This is a genomic window from Kitasatospora sp. NPDC096077 (assembly GCF_040303245.1).
GTDB lineage: Bacteria > Actinomycetota > Actinomycetes > Streptomycetales > Streptomycetaceae > Kitasatospora.
The window spans coordinates 88,015-108,890 of sequence record NZ_JBEOSV010000028.1 but is presented as its reverse complement, the minus strand read 5'-3'; the positions used below and the strand labels follow the sequence as shown (position 1 = coordinate 108,890).

Sequence of the window (20,876 nt, the reverse complement as noted above, 5' to 3'; positions counted from 1 at the left end):
CGCATCACGAGTGCATTTCTTCTTGATAACTACATTATAAATGTAACTGGGGGTAATCAGGGTTGATTCCTTGTAATGACCCGCCGGGGGCACCGCCCTCACCCTGCGTACGAGTATGAATCTTTCGAGGGACAGGGAGGCGGCAGGGCCGTCCTGGCGGCCGGCGGGGGCTACAGGGCTGCTCAGAAGCCGCTTGGAGGCCTCCTGGAGCACTTTTTGGCCCTTCTGGAGGCAAGAATGCCGCTCCGCGGGCTCTCCGGTGGCCTTGAATGAATGAATCGAGGGCTCTTAGCGTGACGCCGGCCACTCTTTGGCGGGAAGTGTCCCCAACTAATCTCCGCGGACACATACATCTATTTTGTGGGGGGTGGTATATACCCTCCCACAGGAGGTCTTCTCTAACTACAGAAAAAGGTAGACCCTCTCGGAGGAGGGAGATACTTGCCTATCACCCGGATGCAGCGCCCCGGCTGCCAAGGCCTAGAAAACCTGCTGACCTGGACCTACTTGTAGCACCAATCGAGGAGGAAGCATGGCCAGGAAGACCTTCAAGGCAGCAGTTGTGACCGGGATGACCTTGGCAGCACTGGCGGGGCAGGCGACCGGCGCCAAGGCGATCGTTGGCGGCGAGCCTGCCACCTCTTCAGATGCCCCATTCACTGCCCTCATCACCCTGGAAAGACCAACGGGTTCCTCGGTCTGCGCGGGAACATTTGTCAACACCACAACCGTATTGCTTCCCGCCCACTGCATCAAGCCAGATACTGGAGGGACCTATGACACTGCTACCGTGCAATATGGGTCCACAGTCCGAAATGGTCCGGATTCTCACTCCATCGTGGTGCCGAAATCTAGTTTCGTCGTACATCCGGAATTTAATCCCGTAACACTCAATAATGACATTGCTCTTCTGAGGCTGGGTGCCGCAGTCGACATTCAGGCAGCAAATCTACCCACAAGTGCTGCGCGGGACAGCATGCCCCTGACCATGACAGGCTGGGGGGCTCCGAGTCAGAATCTAGACATCCTCTCCATCATTCAACTAAAGGCTAATTTCAACAGGATCCCGGGCTCTCAATGCCTGGATCACTTCGGGTTGGACAACCTTCCAGTCGGCAGCATGTGCATTGAGGCCCCCGAGGCAAGCCCTTGTGACGGTGACAGTGGCGATCCAATGGCAAATGACGGAGCGGTTTACGGATTCCCCACCATCGGCGACCAGTCGTGTAAACCAGGAGCACCAGCCATTGCCACCAATGTCTTCCACTACCTGGATTGGATCAAGGCCAACGCTTGAGCCTGTGACAGGGGTCATCGCCTTCTTCGAGTTCAACTGGGCCGTCACTCCAACGCTTCGGGCAACGTGCAGAAGCGTTGGAGTGGTGGTGCCCTAACAGCAGCACAGGAGGCGGCACAGGGCCTCTCCTGGCCAGCCAAGGAGTCATCGTGCCTCTTCGTTCGAATGCCCGCTGGACGGGCCTCCTGGCGACCTCTGCTGTCGCTGCCGGGATGATCGTCGCTGTTCCCACTTCGGCGCACGCCGTGACCGACGTATGCGGTGCGGAGCTGGCGGACTGGGTTGGCTCCTTCAACGCCACCTACTCGGACGAGTACGGAAGCCACGACAACACCGTCTCATTCTATGTTGACGGTCAGGTTGTAAGGGTGGACAAACGGGCCTCTGGTGAGCGAAAGAAGTTCGGATTCTTCACCGTCTTTGCGCAGAACGGCAAAGCCTTCAGCGCTCGCATTCCGGTAGCCTCCAATAGCGACCTGGAAGAAGAAGCCTCCAGCGTCGGGTGCTCCCCCGTAACTGTCAACGGAAGTTCTACAGCGGCCCCCACTGTCACCATTTTTAAGATCTTCAATGACGACATTGGACCGGTGACGTACCGCCGTACTGCCTGATTCATGGGAGGGATCATCGTCCTCTTCGAGCTGGACCCGGCCCAGGTGGAGAACCCGGAGGGCGGCGAGCCGGCGGTACTCCGGGTGCACGCGGCCGGCCAGGGTCCTGACGCCCCCGAGGACCCGCTTCCGCAGACCCTCTGCGGGGAGGACACCGGGCCCATGGAGCACTCCCATTACCGGCCTGAGAGGCCCGGAGAGCCCTGGTACCCGATCTACCTACGGGACCGGCGTTGTGCGGCCTGTGAGGACGTCCTGAGGCCCCAAAACAAAGAAAGCGGGCCCTCGCCAAAGAGGCGAGGGCCCGTCAGGGTCTAGATCAGGGAAGCAGGCCAATCCACAGCAGCCTTGAGGATGCCCTTCGTGGGCTTCGTCTCATCAAAGGTACGGTCCGACTTGACAGTATCGAGGTTGGGCAGTCGGACGATCTTCCCGCCGTAAAAGTGAGCGGCGTCCACGTAATCAGCCCGGTACTTCTCACTCTGGCCGCTCCGGAAGCCGCTCAGCTGGCTGGCGAACGTGGCAAACCGCGAGTGTCCGGCGATGATGTCGGCCCCGGCTGGCATTGCGGTCGTGGAAAGCACCGTGAAGCCTGCCAGGCGGGCCACAACACCGTTGGCAGTGGCCCCGGCCTCACCGTAGGCCCCAGCATTGGCAATGGCCGGATGCTCGATCAGGTACCGCTTCACGCGGGGCGAGACGACCACGTAGCGGCCCTCTGGGATGTCGTTGGCGTCCAGGGCAAGCATGAGGTCCAGGATGGCCCCGTAGAGGGCCTGAGGGGCGTTCCCGGCCGTCACCTTCACGTTGGGCATGGGAGTAGCTCCAGTGGCGATCACATGCCCCATGAAGGTGTCCGCCTCACGGGCCAGGGCCCTCACCATTTCCTGGTTGATTGGGGAGCTCATGACCCCCGCCACCTGGACCCGCTCGATCTGCTCTACGAGAAGTTGGATGTACTTCGCTTCAGTGATCGGAAGAACCTGATCAATGGTTTCCGGCCGCTGGGCCGTCATGCCCTCGGGAAGGCGGTAATCCGCGACAGTCGGCCTTGCCAGGCTGTTGACATGCACAACATCGCCCCGCTTGCTGATGTCACCTTCATAGGACCGGTTGGTCACAAGGCGGGAGGCCCACACGAGCAGCGGATCAAGCTGCGTGATCAGGGCACTGTTCCACTCCTCGCTGACGAAGGTCCGGGAAGACGGGTTCTGGTAACTGAAATTGTAGAAGCTCAAATACTTCTCCTAACGGTTATCGGTATCGTGCGTCGAGAGAACGGGGCTGGAAGCTGAAGCTCTGGATCGGACCACCCTGACGGCCTAGGCCGAGATCCTGGGAGTACAGCGGCTTGGGGTTGCGGCTTTTGATGAGCTCACCAACGAGTTCCACGTTCACCGTTCCCTCAGGAGTGAGGAACTGGTTGAAGTCCATGAACCGGAGATCGGTGATCTCGATTTCCGCCTGAGCCGCCTGGGCCTTGATCTCAGCCTCGACCAGACGAGGGCCAATTTCAGCGAGCATGGCCTTACGGGCCTCGGCCCGAACCTGCTCCGCGGATTCCTCTACCCGGGCCGCATGCCCCTGGCGAAGGGTCTCCAGCTCGGCGTTGGCGGCGTGAGAAAGGGACTTCCACTTGTCGAGCTCGGCCAGGAGAGCCGCGCTCTCGTCAGAAGCCGGGGCCGAATCATTGCTGTTCAAAACAAACCTCCGAGATTAACGGTGACGGGCATCGAGCGAGGGCCGGGGCTGAAACACCGGTGCCGGATTCCGGTGGTACCCGGCTCCCTGGAGTTCCGCAAACTTCATCTTCTTCTGGAAGGGCTTGAGAATCTCCGTGATGACATCCTCGATGGGCTGGCCGTCATCATCGGTCAGCCTGGACACGTCCAGATAGTCAGTGAATCCCTCGGGAAGGTCGATCTCATCCTTGGCCGCCTGAATCCGCAGCTCCGCAAGAGCGAGCTTCCCCGCGTACTCACGGTGGACCTCCGCCCGGATGCCCTCGGAAGGGTCGGCCAGCACAATCGCTGGCGTCTGAGAATCCGGCTGCACGCCGTCTTCAAAAGAATCAATGTCAGTCATCTGTCAGGCTCCGTTCTTGGTCTTACGGCTGGCCCGGGCAAGCTTGATTGCCTGCCGGGTGTTGCTGTCCTTGGCCTGGGCCATCAGGGAGTCCAGAGGAATCCGAAGGCAGTGGGCGATAGCAACGAACATCGGGAGGCTGGGCTCACGCTCCCCGCGCTCCCACTGGTAGACAGCCTGGGCAGTCACCCCCAGACGCTTGGCCAGATCCTTGACAGACAGGCCCAGGCTCACTCGCCGGGCCTTTCCCTTCACACGGTCATACATAGCTCTCCAAAGCAAACGATTGAGTATCAGGAAGAGAAAAGGAAGAGGCCCCGGCCTCCAGGAGGAGGAAGCCGGGGCCAGTACCTGAGAACCGGGATGCCAGACCAATATCCCGGAACTAGATCTTAGATTCTCAATTAAGAGTTCTTTTTTAAAGTACTCTCTACTAAAGACGTATGTGTCTGCATGACCAAGATGGGGACACCCCTGGGGAAGGTGAGACGGGCGTCACAAGACGCCACAGCCCCCGAGTTACCTCGGGGGCTGGTGTAGCTGGGGTCAGTGGCGCGCCTGCGCCCTGTGGTCAGTCGCCGCAGTTTGCCTCGACGATGCGACCGTCCCGGAGATCCGGGCCGCAAGGTCCTCTGGCCACTCAGCCCGCACGATGACCCCCAGTTCGTTCGGGTCGCTCTCAAGGAAGTCCAGGGGGCCGACCACAGGTTCAGTCACCTTGCTGATCATGATGCGAACGCCCAGGTTCCTGAGGAAGTCCCCACGCGCCGTGGGGTCCAGATTGGCGGCAAACCACTCAATGAAGGTCTGTCCGGTCCCGGCCTCCTCCCAGCGTCCCGGGATCACCGGCTCGGCCTCCAACTTCGCCAACGTCTCCGAGTGCTGCCCCATCGTGGCGGTGATCGCTTCGACCTGAGCCTTGGAAGTTGCGGCGGCGATTGCCCACGTCAGCCGTTCGATGCCGTCCCGAAGGGTCTTGATCTGCTCCGCGTGATCCACGCCCGGGATATACGTCCGGTCCATGATCTCAAGGTGGCCGACCTTATCCATCACGAGAACGTAGACCACGCGCTCGACGTATTCGGCCGGAAAGTTGGTCTTCCGGTCGCACTTACGGCACCGGTAGTAGAGCGGAGCCTTGCCGTTCCGCTTCTTACCCGGGTTTCGGTTGAAGGGATTCTCGCATTCGCAGAAGACAACGCCATGCAGAGGTGCCGAGGTGCGCTTGGTAGTCACCTTTCGACTCCTCTTATCCAATGCCTTCTGAAGAGCTTCGAACTGGGATTCCGTGAGGACCGGATCCGCCCAGAGGGACGGCATGCCGTCCGGCCCCATGATCGTCTTCCCCTCGTGAACCGCGTGTCCGAGCAGGACGGGATTCCGCAGTGCGGCCTTGAGGTTCTGCTGGTTCCAGAGGTTGTTACGCAGCTCGGTCTTGACGCCTTCCCGCCCCTCGACGGCGTTGCAGTGCCGCTGGTGGTCGGACGCCGACATGATCTTGCGCTGGTTCCAGTCCCGTACGACGGCAGAGACAGTCCATCCCTGGTTGACGATGCGGTCATACGCCTCAAGGATCAGCTTGGACGTCACCGGGTCCGGCACGAGCTTCCACCGGAAGCCCTCCGGTGTCTCGACGCGTACGGCCCGGTACCCGAAGGGCCAGACCCCGCCCGGCCAGAAGCCCATGGCCCGGAAGTGCTCCGTCTGGTTGAGTCGCTTCTTCGAGACGGCCTCCCGGTAATCAGACGCCAAACCCGCCTTGACGTTGGCCATCATGCGCCCCCGTGAGGTGGAGAGGTCGAAGCCAGGGTCATCCAGGATGATGACCGACTTCTCGTGTTCGAGGACCCATCCCACGAACGTCGACCAGTGCAGATCATTCCGGCTGATCCTGTCCTGCTCCGTCACCATGAGCGCGTCCCAGGTGTGAATCAGGGGTTCCTTGAGCCACTTGCCGAGGGACTTTCGGTCCCAGAGGTTCACCGCGCCCGACACGGTCGCGTCCTCCACCCACTCAACCAGGGTGTGGCCTCCGGTGACGATCGCCCGGCTCAGGTCGGCGTGCTGCCGCTCCAGGGCGGACGACGTCTCAGTGTCGCGGCTGATCCGCTTCACCGGCAGAACTCGCATACTCGGCCTCCAGGTAGGTGGTCCCTACCGGTCCGAGCTGGTGCTACGCGGCCGGTCGAGACCGGGGCCGGTGTGATGGGCAACCACACTAACCGACCCCTCCAACCCGCGACCGTCCGGATGTCGAGAAGACCGAGTATTCATCATCGAGGGGTACGTTCACACGCCCTCAACATCACAACATCAGATCGGGCGAAGGTTTTTGTCCTACCGCCCGCGCAACCACAATGCCACGCCCGCGCCCCCTTCCGGAGCGCGCGCTCCCCCAGGGCGCCCGATGGCATATGCAGCACTGTTCTCCTGCGGTTCTACTCGCGTCACTCGCCGGAGTCATTACCCGGCAGCGCGAGCTCGAACCAGACCACCTTGCCGATCCCCTCGGCCCGGGCGCCCCAGTGCAGCGCCAGCCGGTGGACCAGCTCCAGGCCCCGGCCGCCCTCGTCGGCCTCGGCCGCGTGGCGCTCCCGGGGCGGGTCCGGCAGCGGGTCGGAGATCTCGACCAGCAGCGTCTCACCGAGCGTCAGCCGGACCCCGATCGGGGCGCTGGCGTACCGGACGGCGTTCGTGACCAGCTCGCTGACCAGCAGTTCGGCGGTGTCGGTGAGCTCCTCGACGCCCCATTCGGCGAGCGCGGAGCGGACCAGCCGACGGGCCCGGGAGACGGCGGTGGGCTCGGCGGGCAGGGTCCAGCCGGCCGTCGGGGTGCCGGCCTGCCCGTGCCCGAGCCGGGCCAGCAGCAGCGCGACGTCGTCCGGCTCGCGGCCCTGCTCCATGGTGTCCAGCACCGCCTCGCAGGCGGCCTGGATGGAGGCGTGCGGCTCCTGGAGCACGGTGACCAGCCGGCCGAGGCCGACGTCCAGGTCCTTGTCCCGGGACTCCACCAGGCCGTCGGTGCACAGCGCCAGCAGGCTGCCCTCGGGGATCTTCAGTTCGACCGATTCGAACGGGACGCCGCCCACACCGAGCGGGGCCCCGGAGGGCAGGTCGAGGATCCGGCCGGAGCCGCCGGGCAGCGGGCCGCCGGTGCGGGTCGGCTCGGTGGCCTCCTCGCCCGGCACCACCAGCACCGGCGGGATGTGCCCGGCCTTGGCCACCGTCAGCTTCGCGGTGCCCGGGTCGAAGACGGCGTAGACGCAGGTCGCGAGCAGCGCCTCGTCCGGGCCCTGGGCGAGGTCGTCGGCCAGCTCGTGGACGTGCCGCAGCAGGACGTCCGGGGGCAGGTCGAGGGCGGCCAGCACCCGCACGGCGGTGCGCAGCCGGCCCATGGTGGCGGCGGCCCGCAGTCCGTGGCCCATCACGTCGCCGACCACCAGCGCGGTGCGGTCCCCGGGCAGCGGGATGACGTCGAACCAGTCGCCGCCGACCTCGGTGCCGCTGCTGCCGGGCACGTACCGGTAGGCGACCTCGACGCCGGTGGGCTGCGGGACCTGCTGCGGCAGCAGGGTGCGCTGCAGGGTGAGCGCGGCGGTGCGCTCACGGGCGTACAGCCGGGCGTTGTCCAGCGAGCTGCCGGCCCGGTCGGCGAGTTCGACGGTGAAGGCGAGGTCGTCGCGGTCGAAGCCCTCGCGGTAGCCGGCCCGGCTGACCAGCAGCAGGCCGATCACGATGCCGCGGGCGCGCAGCGGGACGACCAGCATCGAGTGCACGCCGAGGTCGTGGGCGGCCTGCAGCTTGGGGTCGCCGGGGTAGGTGACCTCGTCCAGCTGGTCGGCGCCGGAGAGCAGCTCGGGCACGCCGGTGCGCAGCACCCGGCCGCAGGCGGAGTCCTCGGCGAAGGTGATCCGGGCGCCGCGCCGGAGCATCACCTCGACCTCGGGCCCGTCCTGGACGGAGGCGGTGCCGAGCTGGAGCAGCGAGGTGCGCCGGTCGTGGCCGTGCCGGGGGAGGTCGTCGCCGTGGGCGACGGCCTGGAGCAGGACCACCGCGGAGTGGTCGGTCAGCCGGGGGACGACCGAGCTGGCGAGCTCCTGGGCGATCCGGGAGGCGTCGAGCAGGTCGCCGACCCGGGAGCCGAACTCGTTGAGCAGCGACAGCCGGCGCCGGGCGTGCTCGACCTTGGCCACCGCCCGGTAGCGCTCGGTCACGTCCATCACGGTGCCGGAGATGCCGAGCACCCGGCCGGCCCGGTCGGTCATCCGGCTGTAGGAGATCGAGCGGTAGCCGGCCCGGGTGGTGACCGGGGAGGCGAGGGTGACGTCGATGACCGGCTCGCCGGTGGCCAGCACCTGGCGCTGGATCGCGGTGATCTCGTCGGCGGCCCGCTCGGGCAGGGTCTCGCCGGTGGTGCGGCCGACGTGGTCCTCCAGGGCGACGCCGTTCATCTCGGCGAGGGTCTGGTTGACGGCGGTGTACCGCAGGTCGGTGTCCAGGATGGCGATGCCCAGCGGGGACTGCTCGAACAGCGCGTCGCGCACCGCGAGGTCCCGCTCGACGGCCCGCACGGCGGCCGCCTCGGCCAGGTTGACCTGGAGGAACGGGGTGCCGTCGCCGTCCACCAGCAGGGAGATCCGGGCGTCCACGGCGACCGGCACGCCGTCCCGGTCGCGCAGCTCGGCGTTGCCCGCCCAGCGCCCGTGCCGCAGGGTGTCCTGCACCGCGGCCCGGATCCGGGCGACCTGTTCCTGGTCCGGGATCAGCTCCTCGATCCGGCGGCCGACCAGCAGCTCGCTCGGCCAGCCGAGCAGCTCCTCGGCGGCCGGGCTCCACAGCACCACCCGGCCCGCCGTGTCCAGGATCGCGATGGCGACCTTGAGCATGTCCAGCAGGCTGCCGCCGGGCGGCGCGCCCAGGCCCTGCCGGGCGTCGGCCGGTCCGCCGGGGAACGGCCGGCCGGGGCGGCTGCGCGGGCCGGGCTGGACGCCGGACTCGGGGACGGCCAGGGTCGGCGCCGGCTGGACCGGCCGGGCGGCCCCCGGGACGCCGGGCTCACCGCGCCGACGGCCGGACGGCGGCTGCGGGGCGGCCGGGCGGGCGGCACGGCGCAGCCGGGCGCGGGCCGCGGCGCCTCCCCGTCGCGCTCCCCCGCCGCCGTTCCCGGTACTCGACACCGACGGGGCCTCCGGCTCTGGTCGTGATCGGCGTCACCGGCTGGGACGGTTCACCGACCGGTGACGAATAGTGCCGAAAAGTGACATACCCAGCAGGGCCCAGGCTATCCCGGCAGCCGGGTCGTCTTGTCCGATTGACCTATCCGGCGGCTTGCGCGTCGTCCGCCGCCGCGAGCAGCTCGACGACGTGCGGCAGCACCTCGCGGTCGTGCCCGATCCAGTCCACCGAGTCCAGCTCCGCCGGGGCCAGCCAGCGCAGTTCGTCGTGGTCCTGCAGCGGGCTCGGCTCACCGGCCAGCAGCTCGGCGGCCCAGAACCGCAGCTCCAGCCCCGGCCGCACGGCCCACCCGCCCGGCAGCCGCCGCAGCGCCCGGGCCCGGACGCCCAGCTCCTCCCGCAGCTCCCGCTCCAGCGCCTGCGCCTCGGTCTCGCCGGGCTCGGCCTTGCCACCGGGGAACTCCCAGCGCCCGGCGACCGCCGCGGGCGCGCTGCGCCGGGCGGCGAGCACCCGGCCGGAGCGGATCAGCACACCGCCGACGACGATCCGGGGCGGGGCGGCGGCGGGGGTCTCGACGGAGGTCTCATGGGCCTGGTCCATGCCCCAGACCCTACGGGGCCGGCCGTGGTACCCCGGCCGGCGTGGGGGTCCGGCCGGGGCACAGCGGTGACCCTACGGACCGCTCGCTACCGGCAGGTACGGGCGGGGTTAACGCCGGGTAACCCGGGCCGCGGGTGCTCCGGCCCACCGGCCCCGGACCTCGGGCGCACCGGCCCGCCGGACTCAGGCCCGCAGGTCGGGCACCTGCTCGCCGGTGGACAGGCCCAGTGAGCGCCGGATGTCCAGGCTGACCGGCACCGTCCGGTCGACCAGTGCCCGGGCCCGGCCCAGATCGCCCGTCAGGTCGTCGCCGGTGGCGGCGGCGTCCCAGGCGACGGCCGCCTGGGACTGGGTCCCGGCCAGCTTGTCCACCTTCGACTGGATGTCGGTCGGCCACTCGGCCGTCGGCCGGCGCAGCGCGGCGGCCTCGGCCCGGGAGGCGGTGGCCATCCGCCGGGCCCAGGAGCGGTACTCGGCCTCGGCGGCGGTGACGTCCTTCTTCGGCTCGTCCGCGTAGGCCGTGTTGAAGCCCCGGATCGCCTCCAGGTACGCCAGCTGGACGGAGGTCAGGGAGCGGCGGTCGGTCCGGACCGTCCCCAGGTGCTGGTCGTCGGGGTCCTCGAAGGCGCAGGTGACGTACCGTTCGCCGACCGCCCAGTTGCCCGCGCTCGGGTAGAGGTAGACGTCGTCCATGCCGTCCGGGACGGCCCACTGGTCCAGCGCGTAGTCGTCCAGCACGGTGCGGCACAGCGCGGCCGCCCGCTGCCGCACGACCGCCTCGCCCGGGTACGGACCGCCGCCGTCGGGGACCTTGGCGGTGCCGGCCACCTCGCCGTTGTGCCGCTCCGAGCAGGCCACCCGGCGCACCCAGTAGACGGTCTCGTCGCCGTTCTCGTCCGGCTTCCCGCTCGCCCCGGGCGAGGCGTAGCAGTCCCCTGCCTTCAGGGCGGACCAGCGGACCGACCCGTCCGGCGGCCGCTGGGCGTACCGGCCGCCGCGGCCGTCCCGTACCGAGCCGAAGTCCCCGGCGCCCAGGGCGAGCGAGAGCAGCAGGGTGCCCACCACCCCGAGCACCAGGCCGGTCACCGCCATGCCGCGGCCGCGCTCCCCACGGCGCCCGATCTGGGTCAGCGCGACGATCCCGAACACCAGGGCGACCGGTGAGAGCAGGGTCAGACCGGTGGCCAGGGAGCCGACGGCGAAGCCGTTGGTGCGCGGCTCCGGCCGGGGGGCGTACGGGTTCTGCGGGTACGGCGGCCGGGCGTGCGGGTGCGCGTGCGGGTGGGGGTACGGCTGGGGGTACGGCTGGCCGGGCCGCGGGCCGGACCCGGCGGCGGGCGGCACCGAGGCCCAGCCGCCGGCGGGCAGCGGCGGCAGCGGCGGCTGGGGCGGGGCCTGCGAGGGCGCGGGGGCGGGCGGCGCCCAGGGGTCGGCGGCGGCCCGCGGAGCCGGCTCCGGGGCGGGCTCCGGGGCGGGGGCCACCCGGCCGGGCTCCTCAGCGGCCGTCAACTTCCCTTCCCCGACGTCCGGTTCCTTGCGGAAGTCCACCCGCGGGTCCGGCCCCGGAACGGCGGGCGGCTCGGACTCAGGCTCGGACACGTGGACTCCCCCGACCCGCCGGGGCGGGCCTCGACTCGGTGCTTCGGCTTCGACGCCGCCCCCGGGCCGGAGGGGCCCGAGGCGAACGGTCGCGCGACTTTACCCGATCTTTCCGAAACGCCGCCCGGCCCTCACCGCCCCGGCCCTCACCGCCCCGGCCCTCACCGCCCCGGCCCCTCCGCCCGGACCCGGGCCAGGATCTCGCCGTGGAGCATCGAGAACCAGCCGTCCCCGGCGGCGCTCCACTCCCGCCAGCCGTCCGCGATCCGGGCCAGCTCCTCCCGGTCCGCGAAGCCCCGCTCCACCGCCGTCCGCCCGAACGCCGTGCCGGTCACCCGGTCCGCCCACATCCCGCCCCACCACTCGCGCCGCTCGGGCGTCGCGAAGGTCCAGGTCCCGGTGCTCGCGGTGACCTCGGTGAAGCCGGCCGCGCGGGCCCAGGACAGCAGCCGCCGACCGGCGTCCGGCTCGCCGCCGTTGGCGCGGGCGGTGCGCCGGTACAGCTCCAGCCAGCGGTCCAGCGCGGGCGCCTCCGGGAACCAGGTCATCGAGGCGTAGTCGACATCCCGGGCCGCCACCAGCCCGCCGGGCGCCGTCACCCGGCGCATCTCGCGCAGCGCGGCCACCGGGTCGGTCACGTGCTGCAGCACCTGATGGGCGTGCACCACGTCGAACTCGCCGTCCCGGTACGGCAGTCGGTGCACGTCGGCGAGTTCGAACACCACGTTGGACAGGCCGCGCCCGGCGACGTACCCGGCAGCCTGCTCCAGCACCTCGGCGGAGGTGTCCACGGCCACCACCCGACCGCTCGGGCCGACCAGCTCGGCCAGGTCGGCGGTGATCGTCCCGGGACCGCAGCCGACGTCCAACAGCGCCTGCCCGGGCCGCAGTTCGTCCAGCAGGTAGGCGGCCGAATCGGCCGCGGTGCGGGAGCGGTGCGAGCGCAGCACGGCCTCCTGGTGGCCGTGGGTGTAGGCGGCGGGCCGTGCTCCGGACATGAGTCCCCCTGGGGCGTGGTCGATGTTCGTCGGCGTTCTGCCGGCATTCCGTCGACGTCCCACCGGTGTTCCGGCGGGACGTTTCCGCGACACCCCGACGCTACGCTCCATCCCGCATGACGAGAAGAACCGTCTCACATTCCGGCCGACGGACCGCCCGACCGCACCCGGCCGCCGTACCGTGGAGACGCCCCGACCGAACGGCCCCGACAGAACGGTCCTGCCCATGCCCGGCCCCGGCCAGCGCCCCTTCGTCCTGCTGAGCGCCGCCGTGTCGCTCGACGGCCACCTCGACGACGCCTCCCCCGACCGGCTGCTGCTCTCCAACGCCGCCGACTTCGACCGGGTCGACCAGGAACGGGCGGCCGCCGACGCGATCCTGGTCGGCGGCAACACGCTGCGCGCCGACAACCCCCGACTACTGGTCAACGACCCCGCACGGCGGGCCGCCCGGGTGGCCACCGGCCGGCCGGAGCACCCGCTGAAGGTGACGCTCAGCGCGAGCGGGGCGCTCGACGCCGACCTGCGGTTCTGGCACACCGGCGGCGCGAAGCTCGCCTACACCACGGCGGCCGGGGCGGCGGCGCTGCGGCCGCGACTGGACGGACTGGCCGAGGTGGTCGCACTCGGCGACTCGGTGGACCTCGACGCGGTGCTGGACGACCTGGGCGCGCGCGGGGTGCGCCGGCTGATGGTCGAGGGCGGCGGCGGGGTGCACACCCAGTTCCTCTCCCGGGGCCTGGCGGACGAGCTCCAGCTGGCCGTCGCCCCGCTGCTGGTCGGCCAGGCCGAGGCGCCGCGGTTCGTCCGCCCGGCCGCGTTCCCGGGCGGCCCGGCCCGGCGGATGCGGCTGCTGGAGGCACGTACGGTGGGCGACGTCGTCCTGCTCAGGTACGCCCCGAAGGAGCCCGCGCCGTGAACCGCCCCGCGCCGAACCGTCCCACCGCCACCGACCTGGACCACCTGCGCCGGGCGGTCGCGCTCTCCCGCCGCTGCCCGCCCTCGGCGACGGCCTTCTCGGTCGGGGCGGTGATCGTCGGCGCCGACGGCGAGGTGCTGGCCGAGGGCCACAGCCGGGAGACCGACGCGCACGACCACGCCGAGGAGGCGGCCCTGGCCAAGCTCCCGGCCGGCGACCCCCGGCTGCGCGGGGCGACCGTCTACAGCAGCCTGGAGCCCTGCGGGCAGCGCGCCTCGCGGCCGGTGCCGTGCGCCCGGCTGCTGATCGCGGCGGGCGTGCCGCGGGTGGTGGTCGCCTGGCGCGAGCCGGACCTGTTCGTCACCGACTGCCAGGGCACGGCCCTGCTGGAGGCCGCCGGGGTCGAGGTGGTGGAGCTGCCGGAGCTGGCCGAGGAGGCCCGGGCGGTCAACGCCCACCTGCTCCGCTGATCTTTTGTATCATCGAGGAACAAAGAGCTCACCTTCCCCGCCCCCAGGAGCCACCCCATGACCGCCGCCCCCGTCCGGCTCACCGCCCGCGCCCTCCTCCTCGACATGGACGGCACCCTGGTCAACTCCGACGCCGTGGTCGAGCGCTGCTGGACCCGCTGGGCCGAACGGCACGGCCTCGACCCGGTCGCGGCACTCACCGTGGTGCACGGCCGCCAGGGCCACGCCACCATGGCCGTCCTGCTGCCGGACCGCCCGGTCGAGCTCAACCTCGCCGAGAACGAGCAGATGCTCGCCGAGGAGCGCGCCGACACCGAGGGAGTCGTCCAAGTCCCCGGCGCCGACGCCTTCCTCGCCTCGCTGGCCGACCTCCCGCACGCCCTGGTCACCTCCGCCGACCTGCCGCTCGCCCGGGTCCGGATGGACGCGGCCGGCCTGCCGATGCCGCCCGTCCTGGTCACCGCCGAGTCCGTCGGCGCCAGCAAGCCCGACCCCGAGGGCTTCCTCAAGGGCGCCGCCGCACTCGGCTTCGCCCCCGCCGACTGCGTCGCCTTCGAGGACTCCGGGGCCGGCATCGCCGCCGCCCGCGCCGCCGGCATGCCGGTCGTCGGCATCGGCCCCCGCGCCGCCGCCCACCACCCCGACGCCCTCGCCCCGACCCTCGAAGCCGTCACCGTCACCACCGCCCCGGACGGCACCCTGACCGTCACCGTCCGCCCCTGACCCGCCCCGCTGGCGAGGCCCATGCCTTGTCGCCCCACCGAGGTCGGCGTACAGTTTCCTGTACCTATCGGAGGAGCTGGGCCATGAAGACGATGACCTACTCGGAGTCCCGTGCGCGCTACGCCGAGGTACTCAACGCGGTCACGGACGACCGCGAAGAGATAGTGATCACCCGCGCCGGACACGAACCGGTGGTCATCGTCTCGCTGGAGGACTACCAGTCCCTCAAGGAGACCGCCTACCTCCTGCGCAGCCCCGCGAACGCCCGGCGCCTGCTGGCCTCCATCGAGGAGTTGGAGAGCGGCGGAGGGACCGTACGGGAGCTGGCGGACCCGGAGTGAAGATCACGTTCGCCTCCCGGGCCTGGGAGGACTACCTGTGGTGGCAGGCCCAGGGCCGCAAGACCCTCAAGCGGATCAACACGCTGATCGCCGATGTCACACACAACGGCAACGAGGGGATCGGAAAACCGGAACCGCTCAAGCACGGGTTCCAGGGCTACTGGTCGCGTCGGATCAACGACGAGCACCGCTTGATCTACAAGGTCACCGACGACTCGATCCTGATCGCCCAGTGCCGCTACCACTACGAGAACTGAACCGGCGGCACGGACACCGAAGGGGCCGGACTTCCAGCGGAAGTCCGGCCCCTTGCAGGGAAGTTGCGACACCCGTCAGACGTTGAAGCGGAACTCCACCACGTCGCCGTCCTGCATGACGTACTCCTTGCCCTCGATCCGGGCCTTGCCCTTGGCGCGGGCGTCCGCGATGGAGCCGGTCTCGACCAGGTCGTCGAAGGAGATCACCTCGGCCTTGATGAAGCCCTTCTGGAAGTCGGTGTGGATGACTCCGGCGGCCTCGGGGGCGGTGGCGCCCTTCTTGATGGTCCAGGCGCGGGTCTCCTTGGGGCCGGCCGTCAGGTAGGTCTGCAGGCCGAGGGTGTCGAAGCCGACCCGGGCGAGGGTGGCGAGGCCGGGCTCCTCCTGGCCCATCGACTGGAGGAGTTCGAGCGCCTCGGCGTCGTCGAGCTCGATCAGCTCGGACTCGATCTTGGCGCTCAGGAAGATCGCCTCGGCCGGGGCGACCAGCGCGCGCTGGGCGTTCTTGAAGTCCTCGTCGGCCAGCTCGTCCTCGTCCACGTTGAAGACGTAGAGGAAGGGCTTGGCGGTCAGCAGGTGCAGCTCGCGGATCGGGGTGGTGTCGAAGCCGGCCTCGAAGAGGGTCTTGCCGGTCTCCAGGACCGCCTGGGCGGCCTCGGCGGCGGCCAGCACGGGGGCGGTGTCCTTCTTGAGGCGCGCCTCCTTCTGGAGCCGCGGCAGGACCTTCTCGATGGTCTGGAGGTCGGCCAGGATCAGCTCGGTGTGGATGGTCTCGATGTCGTCCTTGGGCGACACCTTGCCGTCCACGTGCACCACGTCCGGGTCGGTGAAGGCACGCACGACCTGGCAGATCGCGTCCGACTCGCGGATGTTGGCGAGGAACTTGTTGCCCAGGCCCTCGCCCTCGCTGGCGCCGCGCACGATACCGGCGATGTCGACGAAGTCGACGGTGGCCGGGAGGACGCGCTGCGAGCCGAAGATCTCGGCGAGCTTGGCCAGCCGCGCGTCCGGGACGCCGACGACGCCGACGTTCGGCTCGATGGTGGCGAACGGGTAGTTGGCCGCCAGCACGTCGTTCTTGGTCAGGGCGTTGAACAGGGTCGACTTGCCGACGTTCGGCAGGCCGACGATTCCGATCGTGAGCGACATGAAGCGCAGTCCCGTGGGCTTGGAGGAGTTGGGTCGGCACCGTACGGGCCGACCCCCAAGTCTACGGGCAGCGCCTCGACCCGCTCACGCCTCGGTCGGCGCGGGCAGCGGCTCCAGGAACTCCAGCCGGTTGCCGAGCTTGTCCGCGGCGTAGAAGCGGCGGTGGCCGGGGTGGTGGTCGTCCCAGGTGACCTCGTGGCCGTGCGCGGTGAGCCGCTCGGCCAGGGCGTCCAGCGAGGTCACCAGGATGCCCGGGTGACCCTTCCGGGCCGGACGGAAGTCCGGGGTGACGCCGAGGTGCACCTCGACCCCGCCACCGCGGAACCAGCAGCCGCCGCGGGCCGCCAGCACCGGCGGCTTCGGCAGCTCGGTCATGCCGAGCACCCCGGACCAGAAGGCCCGGCACTCGTCCTCGGCGCCGGCCGGGATGTCGAGCTGGACGTGGTCGAGGCGTTCGAAGGTGAATCCGGCAGTCATGGCAGCCCCCGTACGGTCATCGGATGATCAAGGTCGGTCGACTCGGCCGAGCAGGTCAGCGCGTTGAGTGACGATCACAGGAGTACGCCATCCGGGGACACGGGACAAGACCTGAACGGTCCATTACACAGTGTGGCGATGATCGGACCGTACGTTGGGCGGGTGGAGCAGAGCATCCGTACCCAGCCGCCAGGTCCCAGACGCCGTCCGCCGAACGGCGCGGCCCCGGCCTCCGTCCCCGGTCCCGGCCGGGCCCCCGAGAGCGCCGGGGCCTCCGCCGCGTCCCCCTCCCGGCTGCGCCCGGTGGCCGACCGGCCCGCCGCACGGCAGGCCCCGAAGCGCCGGCTGCGGGTGTACGGGCGGCGCCGGACCGGCCGGCCGACCCGGCTGACCGCGATCGGCACCGGCGTGGTCGCGGTGCTGGCCACCCTCGCGGTGGCGGGCCTGGACCGGCTGCTCTTCGACGACCTGGGCTGGCTGTTCGGCCTCGGCTACCTGGTGGTCTGCTTCCAGCTGGCCGTCCGGGTCCGGTACGCCGACCTGCTGGCCGCCCCGATCAGCGGGCCGATCGCCTTCGCGGTGGGCCTGCTGGTGCTCGCGCCGGTCACCTCCTCCGGCGTCACCGCCCAGGTGGTGGCGCTGGCGACCGGGCTGGCGCTGCGGGCCGGCTGGCTGTTCTCCGGCACCGGGCTGGCCGCGCTGATCGTGCTCGCCCGCTTCGTCGCCCAGCGCCGGATCCACCGCTCCCGCTGACCGCTCCGCCCGGCGCGCGGGCCCGGTCGGCCCGCCGCCCGGTCAACCCGCCGCACCCGGTCAGCCGGCCGCCCGGGCCGCCGCCATGGCGGCGCCGACGATGCCCGCGTCGTTGCGCAGCTCGGCCGGCACCACCCGCGCCCCGCGGTCCTTCAGCAGCGGCAGGAACTTCTCGTGCTTGCGGCTCACCCCGCCGCCGATCACGATCAGCTGCGGCGAGAAGAGCATCTCCACCAGGTCCAGGTACTCGTCGACCCGACCGGCCCACTGCTCCCAGGTCAGGTCGTGCCGCTCCCTGGCGGCCGAGGAGGCCCGGCGCTCGGCGTCCTTGCCGCGCAGCTCCAGGTGGCCCAGCTCGGTGTTGGGCACCAGCACGCCGTCCACGAAGAGCGCGCTGCCGATGCCGGTGCCGAAGGTGAGCACCAGGACCACCCCGGGCTCGCCCCGCCCGGCGCCGTGCGCGGTCTCGGCGAGGCCGGCCGCGTCCGCGTCGTTGAGCACGGTCGCGGGCAGGTCCAGCGCCTCCCGGAACAGCGCCTCGGCGTCCACGCCGATCCAGCCCTTGTCCACGTTGGCCGCCGTCCTGGTGCGGCCGCCGACCACCACGCCGGGGAAGGTCAGCCCGACCGGGCCCCGGTGGTCGAAGTGCCGGACCACCTCGCGGACGGCGGCGACCACGGCCGCCGGCTCGGACGGCTGCGGGGTGAGCACCTTGTGGCGCTCCTGGGCGAGCACACCCCGGGCGAGGTCGACCGGGGCGCCCTTGATGCCCGAACCGCCGATGTCCACGCCGAATACCGCCGTCATCACTCCGCCCTCCGCCGTCCGGCCGTCGGACCGGCTTGTCCACAGCCTGTGCACAAAGTTACGAGAGCGGGGGCGGGGGCGCACAGCAAAGCGCGGACGACGGAGGACCCGGCGCCCGCACCGGGCACCGGGTCCTCCGGGAGAGGCCTACCGCGAAGGGCCTACAGCTTGCCCGCGGCCTCGGCGCGCAGGTCGCGGCGCAGCTCCTTGGGCAGCGAGAAGGTCAGGTGCTCCTCGGCGGTCTTGACCGTCTCCACCGTGTCGTAGCCGCGCTTGGCCAGGAACTCCAGCACGCCGTCGACCAGGATCTCCGGGACGGAGGCGCCGCTGGTCAGGCCGACCGTGGTGACGCCCTCCAGCCAGGACTCCTCGATCTCCTCGGCGAAGTCGACCAGGTGGGCCGCCTTGGCGCCGTACTCCAGGCCGACCTCGACCAGGCGGACCGAGTTGGAGGAGTTCTTGGAGCCGACCACGATCAGCAGGTCGGTCTCGGCGGCCAGCTGCTTGACCGCGACCTGGCGGTTCTGGGTGGCGTAGCAGATGTCGTCGCTGGGCGGGCTGACCAGCGCCGGGAAGCGCTTCTTCAGCTCGCCGACGGTGGCCATGGTCTCGTCCACCGACAGCGTGGTCTGGGACAGCCAGACGATCCTGGACTCGTCCCGCACCTGCACGTTGGCGACGTCCTCGGCGCCGTCCACCAGGTGGATCCGGTCCGGGGCCTCGCCCATGGTGCCGATGACCTCCTCGTGGCCCTCGTGGCCCACCAGCAGGATGTCGTAGCCCTCGTCGGCGAAGCGCACGGCCTCCTTGTGCACCTTGGTGACCAGCGGGCAGGTGGCGTCGATGGTGGCGAGCCGGCCGGCCCGCGCCTCGTCGTGGACGGCCGGGGCGACACCGTGCGCGGAGAACACCACGATCGAGCCCTCGGGCACCTCCTCCGTCTCGTCGACGAAGATCGCGCCCTTCTTCTCCAGGGTCTGCACCACGTACTTGTTGTGGACGATCTGCTTGCGGACGTAGATGGGGGCCCCGTACTGCTCCAGGGCCTTCTCCACGGCGATCACGGCGCGGTCGACACCCGCGCAGTAGCCCCGGGGGGCGGCGAGCAGGACACGGCGCTGCGCGGTGTTGGACATGGCTCCATCGTACGGGCGCGCGGGAGTCGCACCGCCCGGGGCGGAGACCCTCGCCGAGCTCGGACACCTTCCGGTCGCAAAGGGTCGGGAAATACCCAACTGTGGTCTCCATGAGCGCCGTGAACGAGCAGCCGCCGCCGAGCGGCCTGCGCCGCACCCTGGGCGTCCGCGATCTGATGGTCTACGGACTGCTGTTCATCGCCCCGATGGCCCCGGTCGGCGTGTTCGGCGTGCTGGACGCCAAGAGCCACGGCGCGGTCGCCACCGTCTACCTGGTGGCCACGGTGGCGATGGGCTTCACCGCCCTCTCGTACGCCCAGATGGTGCGCGCGGTGCCGCAGACCGGTTCGGTGTTCGCCTACGCGCGGGCCGGGCTGGGCGAGGGGCCGGGGTTCGTCGCCGGGTGGATGGCGATGCTGGACTACCTGCTGATCCCCGCGGTGGCCTACCTGTTCTCCGGGATCGCGCTGCACTCGCTGGTCCCGGGGGTCTCGCGCTGGCTGTGGACGGCGCTCGCGGTGCTGGTGACCACGGCGCTCAACCTGATCGGGGTGCGGACGGCGGCCGCGGTCGGCTTCGCGGTGCTGGCGCTGGAGATCGCGGTGCTGGTGGTGTTCGTGGTCGCGGCCGCGGTGGTGCTGGCGCAGGACGGCGCGCGGCGCGGCTGGGCCACCCCGTTCACCGCCGTCGGGGACTTCTCGGCCACCGCGGTGCTCTCCGCGGTGTCCGTGGCGGTCCTCTCCTACCTGGGCTTCGACGCGATCGCCGGCTTCGTCGAGGAGGCGGTCGGCGCCTCGGCCGCGGTGGCCCGGGCGGTGCTCTGGTGCCTGGCGCTGGCCGGGGCGCTGTTCGTCGTCCAGACCTACCTGGCGGCGCTGTTGGAGCCGACCACCCCGCAGCAGCTGGCCGCCGACCCGGCCACCCAGGGCTCGGCCTTCTACGACACCGTGGAGGCCGGCATCGGCCACTGGCTGCACGTGCTGGTGGCGGCCGGCAAGGCGATCGGCGCGGCCTTCGCGGCGCTCGCCGGGCAGGCCGCGGCCGGGCGGCTGGTCTTCGCGATGGGCCGGGACGGGCGGCTGCCGCGGCCGCTCGGCTCGGTCGACCCGGGCAGCGCGGTGCCGCGCCGGGCGCTGCTGGCGGCCGCGGTGGTCACCATGGCGGCGGCGGTCTGGGCGGCGACCCGGGACGACGGGCTGGACCAGCTGACCTCGGTGGTGAACGTGGGCGCGCTGACCGCCTTCGCGCTGCTGCACGCCTCGGTGATCGGCTGGTACACCCTCCGGCACGGCTCGCGGGACCGGCTGCGGCACCTGGTCGTCCCGCTGCTGGGGATCGCGGTGATCGGCGCGGTGGTCTACGAGGCCTCGACCACGGCGCAGCTGGTCGGGCTGGTCTGGCTGGCGGTCGGCCTGGTGGTGCTGGGTGTCCAGGGCAGTACGGCGGCCGGTGTCGGCGGGCGCCGCTAGCCTCGTACGC

Annotated in this window: 20 protein-coding genes and 1 pseudogene; 8 read left to right on the top strand and 13 right to left on the bottom strand. The window is 70.4% G+C overall.

Annotated elements, in window-relative coordinates:
• The first annotated feature begins 532 nt into the window (after nt 1-532).
• The gene (locus ABTZ03_RS24010; RefSeq protein WP_350515108.1) at nt 533-1,297 is read left to right on the top strand and encodes a S1 family peptidase; all 765 of its coding nucleotides are present in this window, start codon (nt 533-535) and stop codon (nt 1,295-1,297) included.
• A gap of 149 nt (nt 1,298-1,446) precedes the next feature.
• Nucleotides 1,447-1,908 carry a hypothetical protein gene (locus tag ABTZ03_RS24005; RefSeq protein ID WP_350515107.1) on the top strand — a complete coding sequence of 154 codons (462 nt, stop codon included), beginning with the start codon at nt 1,447-1,449 and terminating at the stop codon, nt 1,906-1,908.
• A 314-nt stretch (nt 1,909-2,222) separates the two neighbouring features.
• On the opposite strand, the gene ABTZ03_RS24000 is transcribed toward ABTZ03_RS24005, so the two are convergent.
• The 9 genes from ABTZ03_RS24000 to ABTZ03_RS23960 form a co-directional block, all read right to left on the bottom strand.
• A complete protein-coding gene (locus ABTZ03_RS24000; RefSeq protein WP_350515106.1) occupies nt 2,223-3,146 on the bottom strand; it encodes a phage major capsid protein in 924 nt (307 codons plus the stop codon).
• Nucleotides 3,147-3,162: 16 nt separating this feature from the next.
• On the bottom strand, nt 3,163-3,609 hold the full coding sequence (locus ABTZ03_RS23995; protein WP_350515105.1) for a hypothetical protein: 447 nt from the start codon (nt 3,607-3,609) through the stop codon (nt 3,163-3,165).
• Between the two features lie 15 nt (nt 3,610-3,624).
• Nucleotides 3,625-3,993, bottom strand: a complete 369-nt coding sequence (locus tag ABTZ03_RS23990) for a hypothetical protein (RefSeq protein ID WP_350515104.1) — start codon at nt 3,991-3,993, stop codon at nt 3,625-3,627.
• 3 nt (nt 3,994-3,996) lie between these two features.
• Nucleotides 3,997-4,227: a helix-turn-helix domain-containing protein gene (locus ABTZ03_RS23985; protein ID WP_350515103.1), complete on the bottom strand. Its 231-nt coding sequence runs from the start codon at nt 4,225-4,227 to the stop codon at nt 3,997-3,999.
• Nucleotides 4,228-4,539: 312 nt separating this feature from the next.
• Nucleotides 4,540-6,108, bottom strand: a complete 1,569-nt coding sequence (locus ABTZ03_RS23980; RefSeq protein ID WP_350515102.1) for a recombinase family protein — start codon at nt 6,106-6,108, stop codon at nt 4,540-4,542.
• A gap of 332 nt (nt 6,109-6,440) precedes the next feature.
• On the bottom strand, nt 6,441-9,170 hold the full coding sequence (locus ABTZ03_RS23975; protein ID WP_350515101.1) for a SpoIIE family protein phosphatase: 2,730 nt from the start codon (nt 9,168-9,170) through the stop codon (nt 6,441-6,443).
• A 139-nt stretch (nt 9,171-9,309) separates the two neighbouring features.
• On the bottom strand, nt 9,310-9,768 hold the full coding sequence (locus tag ABTZ03_RS23970; protein WP_350515100.1) for a (deoxy)nucleoside triphosphate pyrophosphohydrolase: 459 nt from the start codon (nt 9,766-9,768) through the stop codon (nt 9,310-9,312).
• 183 nt (nt 9,769-9,951) lie between these two features.
• Nucleotides 9,952-11,367 (bottom strand): DUF4190 domain-containing protein, encoded by a 1,416-nt coding sequence (locus tag ABTZ03_RS23965; RefSeq protein WP_350515099.1) that lies wholly within the window; start codon nt 11,365-11,367, stop codon nt 9,952-9,954.
• Nucleotides 11,368-11,528: 161 nt separating this feature from the next.
• On the bottom strand, nt 11,529-12,365 hold the full coding sequence (locus ABTZ03_RS23960; protein WP_350515098.1) for a methyltransferase domain-containing protein: 837 nt from the start codon (nt 12,363-12,365) through the stop codon (nt 11,529-11,531).
• A gap of 226 nt (nt 12,366-12,591) precedes the next feature.
• Here ABTZ03_RS23960 and ABTZ03_RS23955 point away from each other — a divergent pair.
• From ABTZ03_RS23955 to ABTZ03_RS23940, 4 genes and pseudogenes are all read left to right on the top strand, one after another.
• A pseudogene (locus ABTZ03_RS23955) lies at nt 12,592-13,754 on the top strand (dihydrofolate reductase family protein).
• 57 nt (nt 13,755-13,811) lie between these two features.
• Entirely contained in the window at nt 13,812-14,477 is a 666-nt protein-coding gene (locus tag ABTZ03_RS23950; RefSeq protein ID WP_350515097.1) for an HAD-IA family hydrolase, read from the top strand.
• Between the two features lie 83 nt (nt 14,478-14,560).
• Nucleotides 14,561-14,818 (top strand): type II toxin-antitoxin system Phd/YefM family antitoxin, encoded by a 258-nt coding sequence (locus ABTZ03_RS23945; protein WP_280687778.1) that lies wholly within the window; start codon nt 14,561-14,563, stop codon nt 14,816-14,818.
• Nucleotides 14,815-15,075 carry a Txe/YoeB family addiction module toxin gene (locus tag ABTZ03_RS23940; protein WP_350515096.1) on the top strand — a complete coding sequence of 87 codons (261 nt, stop codon included), beginning with the start codon at nt 14,815-14,817 and terminating at the stop codon, nt 15,073-15,075. Before ABTZ03_RS23945 ends, ABTZ03_RS23940 begins: the two co-directional genes overlap by 4 nt.
• 75 nt (nt 15,076-15,150) lie before the next feature.
• On the opposite strand, the gene ychF is transcribed toward ABTZ03_RS23940, so the two are convergent.
• Nucleotides 15,151-16,224: a redox-regulated ATPase YchF gene (gene ychF / locus ABTZ03_RS23935; protein ID WP_350515095.1), complete on the bottom strand. Its 1,074-nt coding sequence runs from the start codon at nt 16,222-16,224 to the stop codon at nt 15,151-15,153.
• Nucleotides 16,225-16,308: 84 nt separating this feature from the next.
• On the bottom strand, nt 16,309-16,701 hold the full coding sequence (locus ABTZ03_RS23930) for a VOC family protein (RefSeq protein WP_350515094.1): 393 nt from the start codon (nt 16,699-16,701) through the stop codon (nt 16,309-16,311).
• Nucleotides 16,702-16,863: 162 nt separating this feature from the next.
• On the opposite strand from ABTZ03_RS23930, the gene ABTZ03_RS23925 reads away from it, so the two are divergent.
• Nucleotides 16,864-17,454 (top strand): DUF6542 domain-containing protein, encoded by a 591-nt coding sequence (locus ABTZ03_RS23925; RefSeq protein ID WP_350515093.1) that lies wholly within the window; start codon nt 16,864-16,866, stop codon nt 17,452-17,454.
• A gap of 60 nt (nt 17,455-17,514) precedes the next feature.
• Here the strand turns inward: ABTZ03_RS23925 and ppgK are convergent, their stop codons facing one another.
• The gene (ppgK, locus tag ABTZ03_RS23920) at nt 17,515-18,261 is read right to left on the bottom strand and encodes a polyphosphate--glucose phosphotransferase (RefSeq protein ID WP_350515092.1); all 747 of its coding nucleotides are present in this window, start codon (nt 18,259-18,261) and stop codon (nt 17,515-17,517) included.
• A 161-nt stretch (nt 18,262-18,422) separates the two neighbouring features.
• On the bottom strand, nt 18,423-19,397 hold the full coding sequence (locus ABTZ03_RS23915; protein ID WP_350515091.1) for a 4-hydroxy-3-methylbut-2-enyl diphosphate reductase: 975 nt from the start codon (nt 19,395-19,397) through the stop codon (nt 18,423-18,425).
• A gap of 110 nt (nt 19,398-19,507) precedes the next feature.
• On the opposite strand from ABTZ03_RS23915, the gene ABTZ03_RS23910 reads away from it, so the two are divergent.
• Entirely contained in the window at nt 19,508-20,866 is a 1,359-nt protein-coding gene (locus ABTZ03_RS23910; RefSeq protein ID WP_350515090.1) for an APC family permease, read from the top strand.
• The last annotated feature ends 10 nt before the right edge of the window (nt 20,867-20,876 follow it).

What these genes read in the sequence shown, in the direction of transcription:
- ABTZ03_RS24010 (WP_350515108.1), top strand. Translation starts at nt 533, where the DNA reads ATGGCCAGGAAGACCTTCAAGGCAGCAGTTGTGACCGGGATGACCTTG.
- ABTZ03_RS23990 (WP_350515104.1), bottom strand. Translation starts at nt 3,993, where the DNA reads ATGACTGACATTGATTCTTTTGAAGACGGCGTGCAGCCGGATTCTCAG.
- ABTZ03_RS23970 (WP_350515100.1), bottom strand. Translation starts at nt 9,768, where the DNA reads ATGGACCAGGCCCATGAGACCTCCGTCGAGACCCCCGCCGCCGCCCCG.
- ABTZ03_RS23960 (WP_350515098.1), bottom strand. Translation starts at nt 12,365, where the DNA reads ATGTCCGGAGCACGGCCCGCCGCCTACACCCACGGCCACCAGGAGGCC.
- ABTZ03_RS23950 (WP_350515097.1), top strand. Translation starts at nt 13,812, where the DNA reads ATGACCGCCGCCCCCGTCCGGCTCACCGCCCGCGCCCTCCTCCTCGAC.
- ABTZ03_RS23945 (WP_280687778.1), top strand. Translation starts at nt 14,561, where the DNA reads ATGAAGACGATGACCTACTCGGAGTCCCGTGCGCGCTACGCCGAGGTA.
- ychF (WP_350515095.1), bottom strand. Translation starts at nt 16,224, where the DNA reads ATGTCGCTCACGATCGGAATCGTCGGCCTGCCGAACGTCGGCAAGTCG.
- ABTZ03_RS23930 (WP_350515094.1), bottom strand. Translation starts at nt 16,701, where the DNA reads ATGACTGCCGGATTCACCTTCGAACGCCTCGACCACGTCCAGCTCGAC.
- ppgK (WP_350515092.1), bottom strand. Translation starts at nt 18,261, where the DNA reads ATGACGGCGGTATTCGGCGTGGACATCGGCGGTTCGGGCATCAAGGGC.
- ABTZ03_RS23915 (WP_350515091.1), bottom strand. Translation starts at nt 19,397, where the DNA reads ATGTCCAACACCGCGCAGCGCCGTGTCCTGCTCGCCGCCCCCCGGGGC.
- ABTZ03_RS23910 (WP_350515090.1), top strand. Translation starts at nt 19,508, where the DNA reads ATGAGCGCCGTGAACGAGCAGCCGCCGCCGAGCGGCCTGCGCCGCACC.